We start from the raw sequence: 15,972 nt of genomic DNA on the forward strand, positions 1-15,972 counted from the left end.
ATGCAGTCCGTCATTCGCCAACGCTGATTTTCAGGCCGGCCGCTATTGCAAAGGGTGTCAGGGTAACTGCCAGAGCAGTCAGGCTGGAAAGCCATAATAGGTGTCCGAGCGCAGGTAGCCCCTGCAACGCTGCCTGCAGTGCCCCGCTGCCGAGGATCAGCACGGGGATATAGAGTGGGAGAATAAGTAGTGCCAACAGCAGGCCGCCACGCTTGAGTCCCACGGTCAACGCCGCCCCCACCGCTCCTAGCAGGCTGAGCACTGGTGTGCCCAGCAGCAACGAAATCAGCAGGACCGGTAGCGCACTGGCCGGCATTCCCAGCATGAGACCCAGTAACGGGGCGAGCAGCACCAGCGCCAGCCCGGAAAACAGCCAGTGTGCCAGCACCTTGGCGAGAACCAGAAGCGCCAACGGGTGCGGCGAAACGACCCACTGCTCGAGCGAACCATCCTCGAAATCGCTGCGAAACAGTCCGTCCAACGAGAGCAGCACCGCCAACAGCGCAGCAACCCAAATCAACCCAGGTGAAATCGTTTGCAGCAATTGCGATTCGGGGCCGACCGCCAACGGAAACAGGGCGATGACGATGGCAAAGAAAACCAGCGGGTTGGCCAGTTCCGCCGGCCGACGGAACAGCAGACGCGTTTCGCGAGCCAGCAGCAGGGTAAAAACGTTACTCATGCGGCTCGCTGCCCCAGATCTATTTCGCGGAAGCCTGCCGGCATCTCGGCGAGCGAATGATGCGTCGTCAGTACGACCATGCCGCCCTGCTCGCAGTGGGTCGCCAGATAGCGTTCGAGCTGCGCCACGCCATGTTTGTCCAGCGCTGTGAAGGGCTCATCGAGAATCCACAAGGGTGGGGGCGACAGATACAACCGAGCCAGGCCGACGCGGCGCTGCTGTCCTGCGGAAAGCGTGTGACAGGGCACATCTTCGAAACCGCGCAAGCCTACCGAATCAAGCGCTTGCCAGATCGCATCGCGCGTCGCAGGCTGATGCAGTGCGCACAACCAGGAGAGATTCTCCTCGGCAGTGAGCAGCCCCTTGATACCCGCTGCATGGCCGATCCACAACAGATTGCGGGCCAATTCATCGCGCTGGCTTTCGAGGTCTCGCCCGTTGAGCAGCACCTTGCCTGAGGTCGGCTGCATCAGACCGGAGAGCAACCGAAGCAGGCTGGTCTTGCCACTACCGTTGGGGCCGGCGATCTGCAACATTTCCCCTTTGGCGATCCGCAGGTCTAACCTCTCGAACAGAAGACGCCAGTCCCGCTCACAGGAAAGCGCTACAGCTTCTAGAAAGGGACTGGACACGCTAGGGCTACCTCAAGATGGAAGAAGCCCGGCCGCTACATCGTTAGCGAGCCGGGCGGCCGGAATTATACATGCCGAGCCCCTGCACCAAAGGCCACAACGGCGAAAGGTTGTAAGAGCATTTAAGTAAAAATGACCGAGATCAAGAGTACCCAGGCAATCCCCTCTTCCGGCCCGTCTCGTCCGGTAACGACTTCGGCCGAGATGGCACTGAAGCTGTTGCAGCCGATGCAGGGGTTGCTTGTCGCGGGGGAAAGTGCCGACGCCGAGGTCGTCAGCATCAAGGAGGCGCTGCAAAGCTTTCAGCTGACGCTGCGACTTACACTGACCAACGGACGACAGGCGACGGTCGAAACCAGCAGTCCCAAGGCCGCTGTACCCGGGACAGCCATGCTCATTACCGCCGTGTCCGACACCCGCCTGATGGCCGCGCTGCAACCCGGTAATCGCCAGCCGCAGAGCAGTATCGATCTCACCCAACTGCCGGTAGGGAGCGTGGTGCAAGGCAAGGTGACGGCCAGCCAGCAGGCACAGCAGGACGGGAAGACGGTATTCAAGGTCGTGATCAGCCTGCTCAACTCGCCGCTTGCCGGGCAGAAACTGAACGTCGAGTCGGCGATCCCGCTGGCGCCGGGCAATTTGGTAACGGCCCGAGTCCAGGGCGACCAGTCGCTGGCGTTCATGCCACTGAGCGGTCGCCTCGATCAGTTGGTGCTGGGGCAGCAATTGACTGCGCAACATAGTCGTCAGGGGTCGATCGAAGGATTGCTGGGCGCACTGGGATCCGGCAGTGGACTGCCCGAACGGTTGCGCGGTGCGGCCGAACGTCTGCTCGGCCTGGTCCCGGACATGCAACAGCTCGGTGACGCCAAAACCGTTGCCCAGGCGCTGGCGCGCAGCGGTGTCTTTCTCGAAGGAAGTCTGTTGAACAGCCACGAGAGCAGCCTGCCGACGGACATGAAGGCGGCCCTGCTGCGCCTGATCGCCCAACTGCCCGGACTACCCGGCGGCGGACCTATGACGGCGGCACAGGCCGGTGCCGCATTCGGACAGGCATTACCGGCCTTCGCCCGCAATGCGTTGGGTGCCTTAGGACAACCGAACACCCGCCAGATGGCGCAGACCTTTCCGTTACCGAGCCGGTTATTGCCCAACGCCGAGGACGAGCCCGACCTGGAGCTGCTGCTGAAGCTCGCCGCTGCCGCCGTGTCGCGATTGCAGACTCACCAGCTGTCCAGCCTCGCCCAGACCCAGACCAGCCCGGACGGCACGCAAGTCACGACCTGGCAGATCGAGGTGCCGATGCGTGATCAGCGCGATATCGTGCCGTTGCAGGTGAAATTCCAGCGCGAAGAAGAGCCCCAGCACAACCGCAAGGAAAAGCCGGACATCCTCTGGAAAGTCGAGCTTGCGTTCGACGTAGCGCCCTTGGGCCCGCTACAGGTTCAAGCGCAACTACTCCAGGGCAGCCTGTCTAGCCAGATATGGGCAGAACGCAGCGGTACCGCAGAACTGATCTCGACAGAACTCGATCATTTGCGTCAGCGGCTGGTCTCGGCCGGACTGAATATCGGGGAGCTCGCCTGCAGACAGGGCACGCCGCCCCAGGGGCCTCGCACATCACTGGATCAACGCTTCGTGGACGAAACCGCATGACCGCCAACACACCGCGCCAAGCCATCGCCCTTACCTACGATGGCGCCACCACGCCAACGCTGTCCGCCAAGGGCGACGACGAGCTGGCCGAAGCGATACTGGCAATAGCACGCGAGCATGAAGTGCCGATCTACGAAAATGCAGAGCTGGTGAAACTGCTGGCGCGTCTGGAGCTGGGGGATGCCATTCCAGAAGCGCTCTATCGCACCATCGCCGAAATCATCGCATTTGCCTGGTACCTGAAAGGCAAATGCCCACCAGGATTTACCGAGCGACAGGACTCTTCATCCACCCTGCGCCTCAATGGGCCTGAGCGTTAAGGGTCCTGGCATCGTCGAACCGACCTTTTTCCTGGGGGAAATCTGCCAAGGTCCAGGCGAAGTAACCCTGACGGAAATAGAACACCTGCTGGTAGCCCCACGCCACGGCCAGCCGTGCCGCCTCGGCGCTGGCTGGACAGACTTCACTGTCGCAATAGACCACCAGCGGCACGCTTCTTGGCCACTGGTTCTGCGACAACCCGAAGAATTCTCGCGCGAGCTCCATATGCACTGCGCCCTCGATATGCCCCCACTCCCATTCACGGCTCGGACGCACATCGACGAATACCGCCCCAAGCGCATGGAGCTGCCTGGCCTGGTAGACATTGACGGTCATTGCACCTTCGACTTCGATCGGTGCTTCCCCCGCGTAAAGCCAGGTAGGACTCACCAGCAGACACAGCATCAGAATGCGCAGCATCACATCCTCCTCGCCCGCCGTCGGGCACGGGCCCGCACCAGACACGGCGAAGCCTTGTCCAAATTGGAGGAAGCAATGGTCATATCGTTCACTGCCACGGCCTGACGGCCGGACAGAGGTCACGAAACCGCGAACAAACGAACGCTAGCCCGGATTGCGGCGCGACTCATGCAGCTTGCGCATCAGTTCGGCTTCGGACTGAGAAAGGCCACAGGATTGCGTCAGATCGTCGATGCTGGCCCCCATACCGACCAGCTTGGCGGCCTGGGAGAAGGTGAAATTATTCAGATCGCGTTGTTCGAGTTGGCTGAGCTTTTCCGGCAGTGGCGTAACGATCCGAGACAACTCCTGCAGGTCGTTGCCCATGCGTACGCTGCTTTCCAGATAGTTTTCCAGACGAGCCCCGAGCGCTTTGATGCGCTTGTCCCGGGCAGCATCCTCCCGCGCTTGCAGCTCGGCATGCTGTCGCTGGCGACGGAACAGCCAGATGCAGCAGCCCAGCAGTGCCAGGCAACACAGCGCAAGCGCGACGACCGCCGCGACCAGCGACGCGATCATGTGTCAGATGCTCTCAAGTTCCGCCCATTCTTCTTCGCTCATCATCTTGTCCAACTCGACCAGAATCAGCAGCTCGTTGTTCTTGTTGCACACGCCCTGGATGAATTTCGCAGACTCATCGTTACCGACGTTGGGGGCGGTTTCGATCTCCGACTGCCGCAGGTAAACCACCTCGGCCACGCTATCGACCAGAATGCCGACCACCTGGCGATCCGCCTCGATGATGACGATGCGCGTGTTGTCGGAAACGGGCGCGGTGTCCAGGCCGAAGCGCTGACGCGTATCGATCACGGTGACCACGTTGCCACGCAGGTTGATGATGCCAAGCACGTAGCTTGGAGCGCCCGGCACCGGCGCAATTTCGGTATAGCGCAACACTTCCTGAACCTGCATCACGTTGATGCCATAGGTTTCGTTATCCAGACGGAAGGTTACCCACTGCAGGACCGGATCATCGGAACCCTGTGCGGAAGTCATCTTCATAGCCCCACCTCTTCATATACCGCTGTGGCGGTCGATTCTATCGGTTACTGGGGCGCTTGCGCGCACCCTCGGTTGTTCAATTACGACGGGACGCCCTTGAGCTGACGAGTCGCGCCGCTGGCGATCAGCTCCGCAAGTGCGGCCACGTCTACCAGCGCGCACATATGATCGATCACCGTCCCGGCCAGCCATGGCCGCTGGGTACGCTGCGAACGCCATTTGACTTCTTTCGGGTCGAGGCGGATCGAACGACTGACTTGATGCACCGCCAGCCCCCACTCATACCCTTGTACCGAAATTACGTACTGAAGGCCCTCGCGGAAATCATCGCGATAGCGCTCCGCCATGACCCAACGCGCGGTATCCAGCACTTTCAGATTGCCAGCCTGGCACGGCAATATGCCGAGAAACCAGGAGGGCTGACCGAACAGCGGAGTCAGATCGTGCCCGTCGAGCGGATAGATCGAACCGAGACTGACCAGCGGCACCGCCAGCGTCAGACCGGCCACATCGAACAATAGGCACTCGAACGGCTCCTCTCCCCATTCCGGCTGGCTGTTCCGGGCCGCCGGCGGGCCGCCTGGCGCCTGCCCCTGCAATCTGAAATTGGCAATCGGCTCGACCGGTGCCGACGATGGCTGCGCCGGTGCTTCGGGCGGTAACTCAAGCAACGCTTCCGGCTCGACTATTACCGGCACAGGAGTCACCGCCACAGGAGCCGGCGCTGGCTCAAATGCTGGTTCAGGCATCGCAACGTGCCGCAGCGGAACCACCCGCTGAATGTCGCGCTGCTGCTCTTCGAGCACTGCGGCCTGAAACTCGTCGAGGCTGACCGAATCGGCCAATTCCATGACGGCATCCTGCAAGAGCGCGTCGAGATAAGACTGCAGCGTCTGTTGCGAACGGCTTTCTGTAAGAACGGTACGGCTCATGAAACCAACTCGTGCAAACCCACTGGATAGGCTATCGGCCGCCGCCACGGCGAACTTGAACCACAATCTGATCCGTACGTCGCCATCAGGCCACCTGCGGCGAAGCTTGTGCCGCCAATAACGTCTTGAGTAGCGCCCGATAGGCGAGCACCGCGCGACTGTTGGGGTCATATTGCGAAGGTGTGACGCCTGCGCGACTGGCATCGCGCAAGCGCGTGTCGATCGGGATGAAGGCTTGCCACAGATTGGCCTGGTAGCCGTTACGCAGCACTTTCAGGGTGTTCATCGAAGCCTGGGTACGCCGGTCGAACATGGTCGGCACGATGGTGTAGGGCAATGCCTGCTTGCGCGATCGATTTATCATGCTCAACGTGCTGACCATCCGCTCCAGGCCCTTCATCGCCAAAAACTCCGTCTGCACAGGGATGATCAGTTGCTGGCTGGCCGCCAATGCATTGACCATCAATACTCCGAGCAGCGGCGGGCTATCGATGATGGCGTAATCGAAATCCTGCCAGAGCTGCGAAAGACTCTTGGCAACGACCAGGCCGAGGCCGTTCTGCCCAGGCGACTGGCGTTCCAGGGTCGCCAGCACCGTGCTCGACGGCAACAGTGACACCCGCTCATGGCTCGTCGGGAGCAGCAATTGCCACGGCAGCCCTTCGGGCACGACGCCCTGATGCTGAAACAGATCGAACACGCTGCGATCAAGATTATCCGGATCGTGACCGAAATAACTGGTCATCGAGCCATGCGGGTCGAGATCCAGCGCCACGACCCGTTTGCCGGAATCGGCCAGCAATCCGGCAAGTGCGATTGAGGTGGTGGTCTTACCCACTCCGCCTTTTTGATTGGCTACAGCCCAGACTCTCATAACTCTCTTTCCATCCGGATCGAACCAGACCGGGAACGGCCGTGTCGGCTTGGCCGACGACGGAGAATTGACGACGCCGCGAGCGGCACCTAATGACCAGGAGCGGTTGCAGATTGTGTGCCAGAGTGCAAAGCCGCGCCGACTGCCTGGGCGTTGCCACTGCCGACACCACTTACGCTGCGGCGTACATCAAGGTTACGCGAGATAACCAGAATCACTCGACGATTGCGCGCCCTGCCCTCTGCGGTCGAGTTGTCCGCGATAGGTTGGAACTCACCATAGCCCACCGCCGCCAGGCGTGACGCATCGACGCCATCGGCGGCCAGCATTCGCACCACACTACCGGCGCGCGCAGCAGAAAGCTCCCAGTTGGTGGGAAACTTGTCCGTATTGATCGGCAGGTTATCGGTGAACCCTTCGACGTGAATCGGGTTATCGAAGGGCGCCAGAATCCCGGCGACTCGCTCCAGCAGGGCGAATGCATGGTCGTTGGGCAACGCATCGCCGCTGGGAAACAACAGGCTGGAATTCAGCTCGATCTCGACCCAAAGCTCATTGCCCCGAATGGTGAGCTGATTCGAGTCGATCAGATCGGCAAAAGCGGTCTGCATACTCTGCATGATGCTTTGCAGCGGATCGATAGGCTCTTGCGACGCTTGCGGGTCGTCGACTTCGGATATGTTCGGCTGGGTGGTACGAGGCCGCTCTTCGCCGACCGGAATCGGCTTGACGGCGCGGTCGGCCTGATTGAACACGCCTACCAGCGAATCGGACAGGATTTTGTACTTGCCCTCGTTAAGCGAGGAGATCGAATACATCACCACGAAGAAAGCGAACAGCAAAGTGATGAAATCCGCGTAGGAAACCAGCCAGCGCTCGTGATTCTCCGGTTCCTCGTGAATTCTGCGTCTAGCCATGATCAGACGATTCCCGACAAGGACAGACACGCAGCCACGACGACCCGTGCGCTCGGCGCGCCAGCGCAGTGACGGATAGTGATGGTGACCTGAGCATTTGCCATGTTCGTTCTCGTATCCACAGCGGCGAACGTGCGCGCTGTCGGCTTGCGTCACTCAGTCTACGAAGCCCTGCAACTTCATTTCGATCGAGCGAGGATTCTCCCCTTCGGCGATCGATAGGACGCCTTCGAGCAGCATTTCACGGTAGACGGTCTGCTTCTGCACCACGCTTTTGAGCTTGTTGCCGATCGGCAGAACCAGCAGGTTCGCAAAAGCAACGCCGTAAATGGTGGCAACGAATGCGACGGCAATGCCACTGCCCAACTGACTGGGATCGGCGAGGTTGCCCATCACGTGTATCAGCCCCATCACGGCACCGATAATGCCCACCGTCGGTGAATAACCGCCCATGCTCTCGAACACCTTCGCGGCGCGCAGATCGCGGGCTTCCTGGGTATACAGATCGACCTCGAGGATGCTGCGGATCACTTCCGGCTCAGCACCATCGACCAGCAGCTGCAAGCCTTTGCGCGCGTAGGGATCAGGTTCGGTTTCTGCGATCGGCTCGAGCCCCAGCAGTCCCTCTTTGCGCGCCGTGGCACTCCAACCGGTAACCAGGCTGATGCCGTGAGCCATATCGACCCGCGGCGGGAAAAGGATCCAGCCGACCACCGACATAGCGCGCATGAACACCGCCATCGGCGTCTGCAGCAGCACGGCGCCCAGCGTCCCGCCCAGCACAATCAAGGCGGCTGGTCCATTGAGCAAGGCCGAGACATGACCGCCCTCGAGGAAGTTGCCCCCGACGATGGCGACGAACGCAAGAACCAGCCCGATTAGGCTGAGCACATCCATCAGAGGCACGCCTCACTCAGGTGGCGGCCGATCTCATCGAGGTCATAGACGGCGTCGCTGAGGTTGGCTTTCACTACCGCCATCGGCATCCCGTAGATGACACAACTGGCCTCATCCTGGGTCCAAACCTGGCTGCCGCTCTGCTTGAGCATCCGCGCGCCTTCGCGGCCATCAGCGCCCATACCGGTGAGCACCACCGCCAGCACCTTGTCGCTAAACGCCTTGGCCGCAGAGCCGAAGGTCACGTCCACGCATGGCCGATAATGCAATCGCTCGTCGCCAGGCAGGATGCGCACCGCGCCACGCCCGTCGACCATCATCTGTTTTCCACCGGGCGCCAGCAGCGCAAGGCCTGGGCGCAACAGATCCCCATCCTCGGCTTCCTTCACGCGAATCTTGCAGAGTTTGTCCAATCGTTCGGCGAATGCCTTGGTGAAAGCTGCGGGCATGTGCTGAATCAATACGATGGGAGCCGGAAAATTGGCGGGAAGCTGGGTCAGCACGCGCTGGAGCGCGACCGGCCCCCCCGTCGAAGTGCCAATCGCGACCAGCCGATACGATTTGCGACGGGGTGCCGGTGCCGCTGGCGCGGGTGCCGCCGCACGCGGCGTAGCCGTTGTCAGCCCCGCCGGAGCGGAGACGCTACGAGTCGGTGCCGCAGAAGATGTAACGCTGGGCGTACTGCCGTAGCGGCGGTTGCTGCGCGAGATCGTATTGATCTTCTCGCAGAGCAGTTGCTTGACCTTGGCCGGATTGCGGGAAATGTCCTCAAAATTCTTCGGCAAAAAGTCCACAGCCCCGGCATCCAGCGCATCGAGCGTCACTCGGGCGCCTTCGTGGGTAAGCGATGAGAACATCAGCACGGGCGTTGGACAACGCTGCATGATCTGCCGCACGGCGGTGATGCCGTCCATCATCGGCATCTCGTAATCCATGGTGATGACATCGGGCTTCAATGCCAATGCCTGATCGATTGCCTCACGCCCGTTGGTAGCGGTTCCAATCACCTGGATATTGGGGTCTGACGAAAGAATTTCCGATACACGGCGGCGGAAGAAGCCGGAATCGTCCACCACCAGGACCTTGACTGCCATAAAACACTCCTAGCGACAGCGGTCCGTATAAAACCGCTTGCTACTGATCAGATCCGGCGCGCGTAGCGCTTGAGCATGCTCGGAACATCCAGGATCAAGGCGATACGCCCGTCCCCGGTAATGGTTGCGCCGGACATGCCGGGCGTGCCCTGCAGCATCTTGCCCAATGGTTTGATCACCACCTCCTCCTGCCCCACCAGTTGATCGACGACGAAGCCGATGCTCTGGTTGCCGACGTTCAGGATCACCACATGACCCTCGCGCTGCTCCTCATGCTCGGCACCACGTACCAGCCAGCGCTTGAGATAGAACAGTGGCAGCGCCTTGTCGCGCACGATGACCACTTCCTGACCGTCCACCACGTTGGTGCGGGAAAGATCGAGGTGGAATATCTCGTTGACGCTGACCAGCGGGAAGGCGAAGGCCTGGTTGCCCAGCATCACCATCAGCGTGGGCATGATCGCCAGCGTCAGCGGCACCTTGATGACCACCCGGGAGCCCTGGCCCTTGCTGGAAAAGACGTTGACCGTGCCGTTGAGTTGCGAAATCTTGGTCTTGACCACATCCATGCCGACACCGCGGCCGGACACATCGGAGATCTCCGATTTGGTGGAGAAGCCTGGTGCAAAGATCAGGTTGTAGCACTCCAGATCGCTGAGGCGATCGGCGGCATCCTTCTCCAGGAGACCCTTTTCGACCGCCTTGGCGCGTAGGATGTCGGCGTCCATTCCCTTGCCGTCATCGGTGATCAGCAGCAGGATGTGATCGCCTTCCTGTTCGGCCGAAAGCACCACCTTGCCGGTGCGCGGCTTGCCAGCGGCTTCGCGCTCCTCCGGCGTCTCGATACCGTGATCGACCGCGTTGCGCACCAAGTGCACCAGCGGGTCGGCCAAGGCCTCGACGAGGTTCTTGTCCAGATCGGTCTCTTCGCCGACCAGCTCCAGGTTGATCTCTTTCTTGAGACTGCGCGCCAGATCGCGAACCAGACGCGGGAAACGACCGAACACCTTCTTGATTGGCTGCATGCGCGTTTTCATCACCGCGCTCTGCAGGTCGGCCGTCACCACATCCAGGTTGGACACGGCCTTGGACATGGCCTCATCGCCGCTATTGGAGCCAAGGCGGACCAGGCGGTTTCGCACCAGTACCAGCTCGCCGACCATGTTCATGATCTCGTCGAGCCGCGCCGTATCGACCCGTACGGTGGTCTCGGCTTCGCTCGCGGGTTTCTCGGGCCCCGGGGCGGCCTTGGACGCCGCTTCCGCTTTTGCCGGTGCCGCTGGCTTGCTGGGTGTCGGTGCAGCTGCAGGCTTGGCAGGTGCGCTTTTGTTCGCTGCGGGTGCGACCGTCGGCGTGGGCTTTGCTGTGGGAGTCGGCGCCGCCGCTACAGGTGCGGCCGTTTCCGGCTCGAACTTTCCTTTGCCGTGGAGTTGGTCCAACAGCGCTTCGAATTCGTCGTCGGTAATTTCATCGCCACCCGGCGCGGCAGGTTTGACCTCAGCCTCAACCTTGGCGGCGGAAGCAGCAGTCGGTTCGGCGAACTGACCTTTGCCGTGCAGCTGATCAAGCAATGCTTCGAACTCGTCGTCGGTGATCTCGTCACTGACAGGCGTTTCGGCAGCTGGCTGGGCAGGTGCCGGCTCAGCAGCAAACTGCCCTTTGCCGTGGAGTTGATCGAGCAGCGACTCGAATTCTTCGTCGGTAATCTCGTCAGAAGCCCCGACAGGCGGCGTTTCGGCGGACTGATCCAGCGCGCCGAGAAACTCCTCGAATTCATTGTCCGCCGTCACGACTTCGGGCTCGGGCTCAGGCTCGGCTGGCGCTTCGGCCACCGGATCTTGTGCGTCAGCCGGCTCGGCCAAACGCGCCAGTGCCGCCAGCAGCTCGGGGGTCGCAGGGGTAACAGTGGTGCGTTCGCGCACCTGGGCGAACATTTCGTTGACGGAGTCCAGTGCTTGCAGCACGACATCCATCAACTCCGAGTCGACGCGACGCTCACCCTTGCGCAGGATGTCGAAGACGTTTTCCGCGATGTGGCAGCATTCCACCAGCTCATGCAGCTGGAGAAAACCGGCACCGCCTTTGACCGTATGGAACCCGCGAAAAATCGCATTGAGCAAGGCTGTATCATCGGGGCTGCTTTCCAGCTCCACCAGTTGCTCTGACAATAGTTCGAGAATCTCGCCGGCCTCTACCAGGAAGTCCTGGAGGATTTCTTCATCGGCGTCGAAGCTCATATTCACCTTCCCCTAAAAGCCCAGGCTCGAAAGCAGATCATCGACATCGTCCTGCCCGGATACGACATCCTCACGTATATCGGCATGCATCTGCGGACCTTCACCATTGGAAGGCTCTTTTTCGTGTTTTTTCTTTTCTTGCTCGGCGCGCATCGCTTCGCGGTCATGCTGGATGCCCGCTACGCGGTCGACCTGTCCGGCCATCAGCACGAGATTGAGCAGGTTGCTTTCGAGTTCGGTGATCAGCCGCGTCACCCGCTTGATCACCTGACCGGTCAGATCCTGAAAATCCTGGGCCAGCATGATTTCGCTGAGATTCTGCGACAGCTGGCTGCTGTCGTTCATCGAGCGCTGCAGATACTGGTCAATACGCCGAACCAGATCTCTGAACTGCTCGGCATTCATCTCGCGGCGCATGAAGCGCTGCCAATCGGCGGTCAGGCTCTGCGCTTCGTAACTGACGTAATTCACCAGCGGAGCGGATTCTTCGACCAGGTCCATCGTGCGATTGGCCGCTTTTTCGGTCATCTCCACCACATAGGAAAGCCGATCGGTGGCATCGGTGATCGGTGACGGGTCACCGCCCGTGGCACAGGTGTCCATTTCAAGCTTGACGATGGCGTTATGCAGCTCGCGGGTGAGCTTGCCGACTTCCAGATAGAGCCCATGATTGCGGGCCTGGTTGAGCTCGTTGAACATCTGCGTCGCTTCGTCGAAGCGGCCCTGCTGCAGACTTTCGATCAATTGAGGTGCGTGAGCCTTCAGAGTCGCTTCGAACTCTGCCAGGCTTTGATCTGCTTGCGTCATAGTGCCCTCGCGGCGTTACTGCTTCAGCCGTTGACGCGCTCGAAGATCTTTTCAATCTTCTCTTTGAGCACTTGGGCCGTGAATGGCTTGACCACGTAACCGTTTACGCCCGCCTGCGCGGCCTCGATGATCTGATCGCGCTTCGCCTCGGCGGTGACCATCAGCACCGGCAGATGCTTCAGGCGCTCGTCGGCGCGCACGGCGCGCAGCAGATCGATGCCGCTCATACCGGGCATGTTCCAGTCCGTGACGAGGAAGTCGAAACTGCCGCTTTTCAGCATCGGCAACGCGGTGGTGCCGTCGTCCGCTTCAGCGGTGTTGGTAAAGCCCAGATCGCGCAAGAGGTTCTTGATGATCCGTCTCATGGTCGAAAAGTCATCGACGATGAGGATTTTCATGTTCTTGTCCAAGTACACCTCCGTAAATCCCGAAATCCCAGAACCGGCTCACGGTCTGTTGCGGGCCTCATGAATGAAGCTCGTAAGCGGCCTCTAATACTGTTTTGCGAACCGCCCGTCAGCGGGCGCGCCACTCGCCGAGGCGAGCCCGCAGACGTGCCGCGCACTGACTGTGCAGCTGACTCACCCGCGATTCACTGACGCCCAGCACCTGGCCGATTTCCTTCAAATTCAACTCTTCGTCGTAATACAGCGAAAGCACCAGCTTCTCACGTTCGGGCAAGTTGCCGATGGCCTCGGCCAGCGCCTGTTGAAAACGCTCGTCTTCAAGATCGCGGGACGGTTCCGGATGGGTGCTGGCAGCATCCTCCTCGAACTCCCCATGCTCGCCTTCCTGCAACAGATCATCGAAGCTGAACAGGCGGCTGCCCAGGGTGTCGCCCAGAATGCCGTAGTACTCATCGAGACTCAATTTAAGTTCGGCCGCAACGTCCTGATCTTTAGCATCTCGGCCCGTTCTGGCTTCGATTGCCCGGATCGCCTCGCTGACCATACGAGAGTTGCGATGCACTGAGCGCGGCGCCCAGTCACCCTTACGGACCTCATCGAGCATGGCGCCGCGGATGCGAATGCCGGCATAGGTCTCGAAACTCGCGCCCTTGCCCGCATCGTATTTTTTTGACGCTTCCAGCAAACCGATCATCCCGGCCTGCATCAGATCATCAACCTGCACGCTCGCCGGCAAACGCGCCAGGAGGTGATAGGCGATGCGCTTGACCAACGGCGCGTACTGATCGATGAGCTGATACTGCGAATCTTTAGCCTGAGCTTTGCTGTTATACATACCGAGTCCAGCCGCTGTTATTCATGAGGCTCTGCGGCGGGCCTGACCAGGCGCTCCACAAAGAATTCCAAATGACCACGTGGCGATGCCGGCAGCGGCCAGGTGTCCACTTTCTGCGCGATGGCCTTGAAGGCCAGCGAGCACTTGGCTCGCGGATAAGCCTCGTACACGGCGCGCTGCTTCTGTACTGCCTTGCGCACCGCCTCGTCATAAGGAATGGCGCCGACGTACTGCAACGCTACATCAAGGAAGCGCTCGGTCACCTTGGTCAGCTTCGCAAACAGATTGCGGCCTTCCTGCGGCGCGTGCGCCATGTTCGCCAGCACACGGAAGCGGCTGATCCCGTAGTCGCGATTGAGGAGCTTGATCAGCGCGTAGGCATCGGTGATCGAAGTGGGTTCGTCGGTCACCACCAACAACACTTCTTGCGCGGCACGCACGAAGCTCACTACGCCGTCACCGATACCCGCCGCGGTGTCGATGATCAGCACGTCGATATCGTTGCCGATTTCGCTGAACGCCTGAATCAACCCCGAATGTTGCAGAGTAGACAACTGCACCATGCTCTGAGTGCCGGAGGCCGCGGGTACGACACGGATGCCGCCCGGCCCTTGAATCATTACGTCACGCAGATCGCACTCGCCGGCAATGACGTCTGCCAGGGTGCGCTTGGTGGTCAAACCCAGCAGTACGTCGACATTGGCCAGTCCAAGGTCGGCGTCGAGCAACACCACTCGGCGACCGAGTTCGGCCAGGGCCAGCGACAGATTGACCGACACGTTGGTCTTGCCGACGCCACCCTTGCCGCCAGTCACTGCAATAACCTGTACGGGATGAATACCCATTTTCACACGCCTATCTCTTGCTGGAGCCCTTGGGCCATCGATGCGTTCAGCCCGAACGCGCCATCTTTGTATGTGTCACGGAGCAAAGCGTTCACCCGACCTTCCGTGAAGAACCGTTGTACAGACCGGAGAACATGTCGGCCATGGTTTCCTCGCTGGGATTGTCTTCGGATTGCAGACTCACTGCACGGCTAACCAGCTGGTGGCTACGCGGCAGGTGCAGATCATCGGGGATACGCGGCCCGTCGGCGAGGTAGGCGATGGGCAGATGCTGGCTGATGGTCAGACCAAGCACATCACCCAGGCTCCCGGCTTCATCCAGTTTAGTCAGAATACAGCCCGCCAGCCCGCAACGGCGGTAGTGGTGCCAGGTCGCCTTGAGCACCTGGCTCTGGCTGGTGGACGGCAGTACCAGGTAGTTTTTCGATTTGATGCCGCGGTCAGCCAGCGCTTCGAGCTGCACATTCATCATCGGATCACTGGCCGGCAGGCCGGCGGTATCGACGAGGATCAGACGCTTGCGAGCCATCGGTGCCAGCGTCTTGCTCAGCGGCTGGGTAGGATCGATTTGAATGACCGGTACATCGAGAATGCGGCCCAGCGTCTTCAATTGCTCATGCGCACCGATACGATAGTTGTCCATGCTCGCCAGCGCGATGCTCTGCGCGCCGTGCTTGAGCACGTAGCGCGCCGCGAGCTTGGCCAGCGTAGTGGTCTTGCCCGCACCGGCCGGACCGACCAGCGCGATGATACCGCCCTCTTCCAGCGGCTCGACCTTGCTGACCTTGATCGCTTGCGCCAGGTACGCCAGCACCATACGCCAGGCCTGGCGCGGCTCGGACACGGTCGCAACCTTCTCCAGCAAGGTACGCGACAGCTCGGCCGGCAGCCCGATACGCTGCAAACGGCGCCAGAGGCTGGCCTGCTGCGGACGACGATTCTGCTCCTGCCCCCAGGCGATAGAACCCAGCTGCATTTCGATCAGCTCACGCAGCCCCTGCAGTTCGGACTGCATGGCTTCCATCGCACGCGAATCGGCAGCTGCCGGAGCGGCGGCCGGCTTGGGCTGCGCCATTGCGGCAGGTTTCTCGTCAAGCAGTTGACGATCCTGGCCTGACTGGACGCGCGACGGTGCGCTCAATTCGGCATGAGCGTCGGCGATTCGCGCCTGAGTTTTGCGCAACTCGGCTTCGAGCGCCGGGTTTGGCTGCTTGGGCGCGGTATCCATCGGATAATCAAGCACAGCGGTCAGCTCGACGCCGCCAGCAACACGACGGTTGCCCGTGATCACGGCATCGGCGCCCAACTCGTCACGAATCATTTTCATGGCGATACGCATGTCGGCTGCGAAGAAACGTTTGACCTGCATGGCCTA

18 protein-coding genes are annotated in these 15,972 nt (G+C 60.7%); 2 read left to right on the forward strand and 16 right to left on the reverse strand.

Annotated features, from left to right (window positions below):
- Positions 1 to 10 precede the first annotated feature (10 nt).
- Both ccmB and ccmA read right to left on the reverse strand, forming a co-directional pair.
- Positions 11 to 682, reverse strand: coding sequence for a heme exporter protein CcmB (ccmB, locus tag ACL0K2_RS05535; RefSeq protein WP_045162711.1), 672 nt, complete (start codon positions 680 to 682; stop codon positions 11 to 13).
- Entirely contained in the window at positions 679 to 1,314 is a 636-nt protein-coding gene (ccmA, locus tag ACL0K2_RS05540) for a cytochrome c biogenesis heme-transporting ATPase CcmA (RefSeq protein WP_045162712.1), read from the reverse strand. Before ccmA ends, ccmB begins: the two co-directional genes overlap by 4 nt.
- A 132-nt stretch (positions 1,315 to 1,446) precedes the next feature.
- Between ccmA and ACL0K2_RS05545 the strand changes: the two genes are divergently transcribed.
- Positions 1,447 to 2,970, forward strand: a complete 1,524-nt coding sequence (locus ACL0K2_RS05545) for a flagellar hook-length control protein FliK (protein WP_413043973.1) — start codon at positions 1,447 to 1,449, stop codon at positions 2,968 to 2,970.
- Positions 2,967 to 3,290 carry an EscU/YscU/HrcU family type III secretion system export apparatus switch protein gene (locus ACL0K2_RS05550; protein WP_239611891.1) on the forward strand — a complete coding sequence of 108 codons (324 nt, stop codon included), beginning with the start codon at positions 2,967 to 2,969 and terminating at the stop codon, positions 3,288 to 3,290. Before ACL0K2_RS05545 ends, ACL0K2_RS05550 begins: the two co-directional genes overlap by 4 nt.
- Here the strand turns inward: ACL0K2_RS05550 and ACL0K2_RS05555 are convergent.
- From ACL0K2_RS05555 to flhF, 14 genes are all read right to left on the reverse strand, one after another.
- A complete protein-coding gene (locus ACL0K2_RS05555; RefSeq protein ID WP_045162715.1) occupies positions 3,271 to 3,711 on the reverse strand; it encodes a rhodanese-like domain-containing protein in 441 nt (146 codons plus the stop codon). The two genes, ACL0K2_RS05550 and ACL0K2_RS05555, sit on opposite strands and share 20 nt — an antisense overlap.
- Positions 3,712 to 3,855: 144 nt before the next feature.
- Positions 3,856 to 4,269, reverse strand: a complete 414-nt coding sequence (locus ACL0K2_RS05560) for a DUF2802 domain-containing protein (protein WP_413043974.1) — start codon at positions 4,267 to 4,269, stop codon at positions 3,856 to 3,858.
- Positions 4,270 to 4,272: 3 nt separating this feature from the next.
- The gene (locus ACL0K2_RS05565) at positions 4,273 to 4,752 is read right to left on the reverse strand and encodes a chemotaxis protein CheW (RefSeq protein WP_019340623.1); all 480 of its coding nucleotides are present in this window, start codon (positions 4,750 to 4,752) and stop codon (positions 4,273 to 4,275) included.
- An 80-nt stretch (positions 4,753 to 4,832) separates the two neighbouring features.
- On the reverse strand, positions 4,833 to 5,684 hold the full coding sequence (locus ACL0K2_RS05570) for a CheW domain-containing protein (RefSeq protein WP_045162717.1): 852 nt from the start codon (positions 5,682 to 5,684) through the stop codon (positions 4,833 to 4,835).
- A gap of 85 nt (positions 5,685 to 5,769) precedes the next feature.
- Positions 5,770 to 6,558: a ParA family protein gene (locus ACL0K2_RS05575; RefSeq protein ID WP_045162718.1), complete on the reverse strand. Its 789-nt coding sequence runs from the start codon at positions 6,556 to 6,558 to the stop codon at positions 5,770 to 5,772.
- 89 nt (positions 6,559 to 6,647) lie between these two features.
- Positions 6,648 to 7,475, reverse strand: coding sequence for a flagellar motor protein MotD (gene motD, locus ACL0K2_RS05580; RefSeq protein WP_413043975.1), 828 nt, complete (start codon positions 7,473 to 7,475; stop codon positions 6,648 to 6,650).
- 156 nt (positions 7,476 to 7,631) lie between these two features.
- The gene (locus ACL0K2_RS05585) at positions 7,632 to 8,372 is read right to left on the reverse strand and encodes a flagellar motor protein (protein WP_045162719.1); all 741 of its coding nucleotides are present in this window, start codon (positions 8,370 to 8,372) and stop codon (positions 7,632 to 7,634) included.
- The gene (locus ACL0K2_RS05590; RefSeq protein WP_045162720.1) at positions 8,372 to 9,466 is read right to left on the reverse strand and encodes a protein-glutamate methylesterase/protein-glutamine glutaminase; all 1,095 of its coding nucleotides are present in this window, start codon (positions 9,464 to 9,466) and stop codon (positions 8,372 to 8,374) included. The genes ACL0K2_RS05585 and ACL0K2_RS05590 overlap by 1 nt, the downstream gene beginning before the upstream one ends.
- Positions 9,467 to 9,513: 47 nt before the next feature.
- Positions 9,514 to 11,703 carry a chemotaxis protein CheA gene (locus ACL0K2_RS05595; protein WP_413043976.1) on the reverse strand — a complete coding sequence of 730 codons (2,190 nt, stop codon included), beginning with the start codon at positions 11,701 to 11,703 and terminating at the stop codon, positions 9,514 to 9,516.
- Between the two features lie 12 nt (positions 11,704 to 11,715).
- Positions 11,716 to 12,510 (reverse strand): protein phosphatase CheZ, encoded by a 795-nt coding sequence (locus ACL0K2_RS05600; RefSeq protein WP_413043977.1) that lies wholly within the window; start codon positions 12,508 to 12,510, stop codon positions 11,716 to 11,718.
- Between the two features lie 23 nt (positions 12,511 to 12,533).
- On the reverse strand, positions 12,534 to 12,908 hold the full coding sequence (locus ACL0K2_RS05605) for a chemotaxis response regulator CheY (RefSeq protein ID WP_172830728.1): 375 nt from the start codon (positions 12,906 to 12,908) through the stop codon (positions 12,534 to 12,536).
- Positions 12,909 to 13,026: 118 nt separating this feature from the next.
- Positions 13,027 to 13,773, reverse strand: coding sequence for an RNA polymerase sigma factor FliA (gene fliA, locus ACL0K2_RS05610; RefSeq protein WP_196298670.1), 747 nt, complete (start codon positions 13,771 to 13,773; stop codon positions 13,027 to 13,029).
- Positions 13,770 to 14,597: a flagellar synthesis regulator FleN gene (fleN, locus tag ACL0K2_RS05615; protein ID WP_045162724.1), complete on the reverse strand. Its 828-nt coding sequence runs from the start codon at positions 14,595 to 14,597 to the stop codon at positions 13,770 to 13,772. The genes fliA and fleN overlap by 4 nt, the downstream gene beginning before the upstream one ends.
- A 91-nt stretch (positions 14,598 to 14,688) precedes the next feature.
- Positions 14,689 to 15,966: a flagellar biosynthesis protein FlhF gene (flhF, locus tag ACL0K2_RS05620; RefSeq protein WP_413043978.1), complete on the reverse strand. Its 1,278-nt coding sequence runs from the start codon at positions 15,964 to 15,966 to the stop codon at positions 14,689 to 14,691.
- Between the last annotated feature and the right edge of the window lie 6 nt (positions 15,967 to 15,972).

Origin of the sequence: Pseudomonas sp. YJ42 (assembly GCF_047225135.1) — a bacterium.
Lineage (GTDB): Bacteria > Pseudomonadota > Gammaproteobacteria > Pseudomonadales > Pseudomonadaceae > Stutzerimonas > Stutzerimonas stutzeri_E.

Coding starts and splice junctions, on each gene's coding strand:
- ccmB (WP_045162711.1), bottom strand. CDS start 682: ATGAGTAACGTTTTTACCCTGCTGCTGGCTCGCGAAACGCGTCTGCTG.
- ACL0K2_RS05545 (WP_413043973.1), top strand. CDS start 1,447: ATGACCGAGATCAAGAGTACCCAGGCAATCCCCTCTTCCGGCCCGTCT.
- ACL0K2_RS05550 (WP_239611891.1), top strand. CDS start 2,967: ATGACCGCCAACACACCGCGCCAAGCCATCGCCCTTACCTACGATGGC.
- ACL0K2_RS05555 (WP_045162715.1), bottom strand. CDS start 3,711: ATGCTGCGCATTCTGATGCTGTGTCTGCTGGTGAGTCCTACCTGGCTT.
- ACL0K2_RS05560 (WP_413043974.1), bottom strand. CDS start 4,269: ATGATCGCGTCGCTGGTCGCGGCGGTCGTCGCGCTTGCGCTGTGTTGC.
- ACL0K2_RS05565 (WP_019340623.1), bottom strand. CDS start 4,752: ATGAAGATGACTTCCGCACAGGGTTCCGATGATCCGGTCCTGCAGTGG.
- ACL0K2_RS05570 (WP_045162717.1), bottom strand. CDS start 5,684: ATGAGCCGTACCGTTCTTACAGAAAGCCGTTCGCAACAGACGCTGCAG.
- ACL0K2_RS05575 (WP_045162718.1), bottom strand. CDS start 6,558: ATGAGAGTCTGGGCTGTAGCCAATCAAAAAGGCGGAGTGGGTAAGACC.
- motD (WP_413043975.1), bottom strand. CDS start 7,475: ATGGCTAGACGCAGAATTCACGAGGAACCGGAGAATCACGAGCGCTGG.
- ACL0K2_RS05585 (WP_045162719.1), bottom strand. CDS start 8,372: ATGGATGTGCTCAGCCTAATCGGGCTGGTTCTTGCGTTCGTCGCCATC.
- ACL0K2_RS05590 (WP_045162720.1), bottom strand. CDS start 9,466: ATGGCAGTCAAGGTCCTGGTGGTGGACGATTCCGGCTTCTTCCGCCGC.
- ACL0K2_RS05595 (WP_413043976.1), bottom strand. CDS start 11,703: ATGAGCTTCGACGCCGATGAAGAAATCCTCCAGGACTTCCTGGTAGAG.
- ACL0K2_RS05600 (WP_413043977.1), bottom strand. CDS start 12,510: ATGACGCAAGCAGATCAAAGCCTGGCAGAGTTCGAAGCGACTCTGAAG.
- ACL0K2_RS05605 (WP_172830728.1), bottom strand. CDS start 12,908: ATGAAAATCCTCATCGTCGATGACTTTTCGACCATGAGACGGATCATC.
- fleN (WP_045162724.1), bottom strand. CDS start 14,597: ATGGGTATTCATCCCGTACAGGTTATTGCAGTGACTGGCGGCAAGGGT.
- flhF (WP_413043978.1), bottom strand. CDS start 15,966: ATGCAGGTCAAACGTTTCTTCGCAGCCGACATGCGTATCGCCATGAAA.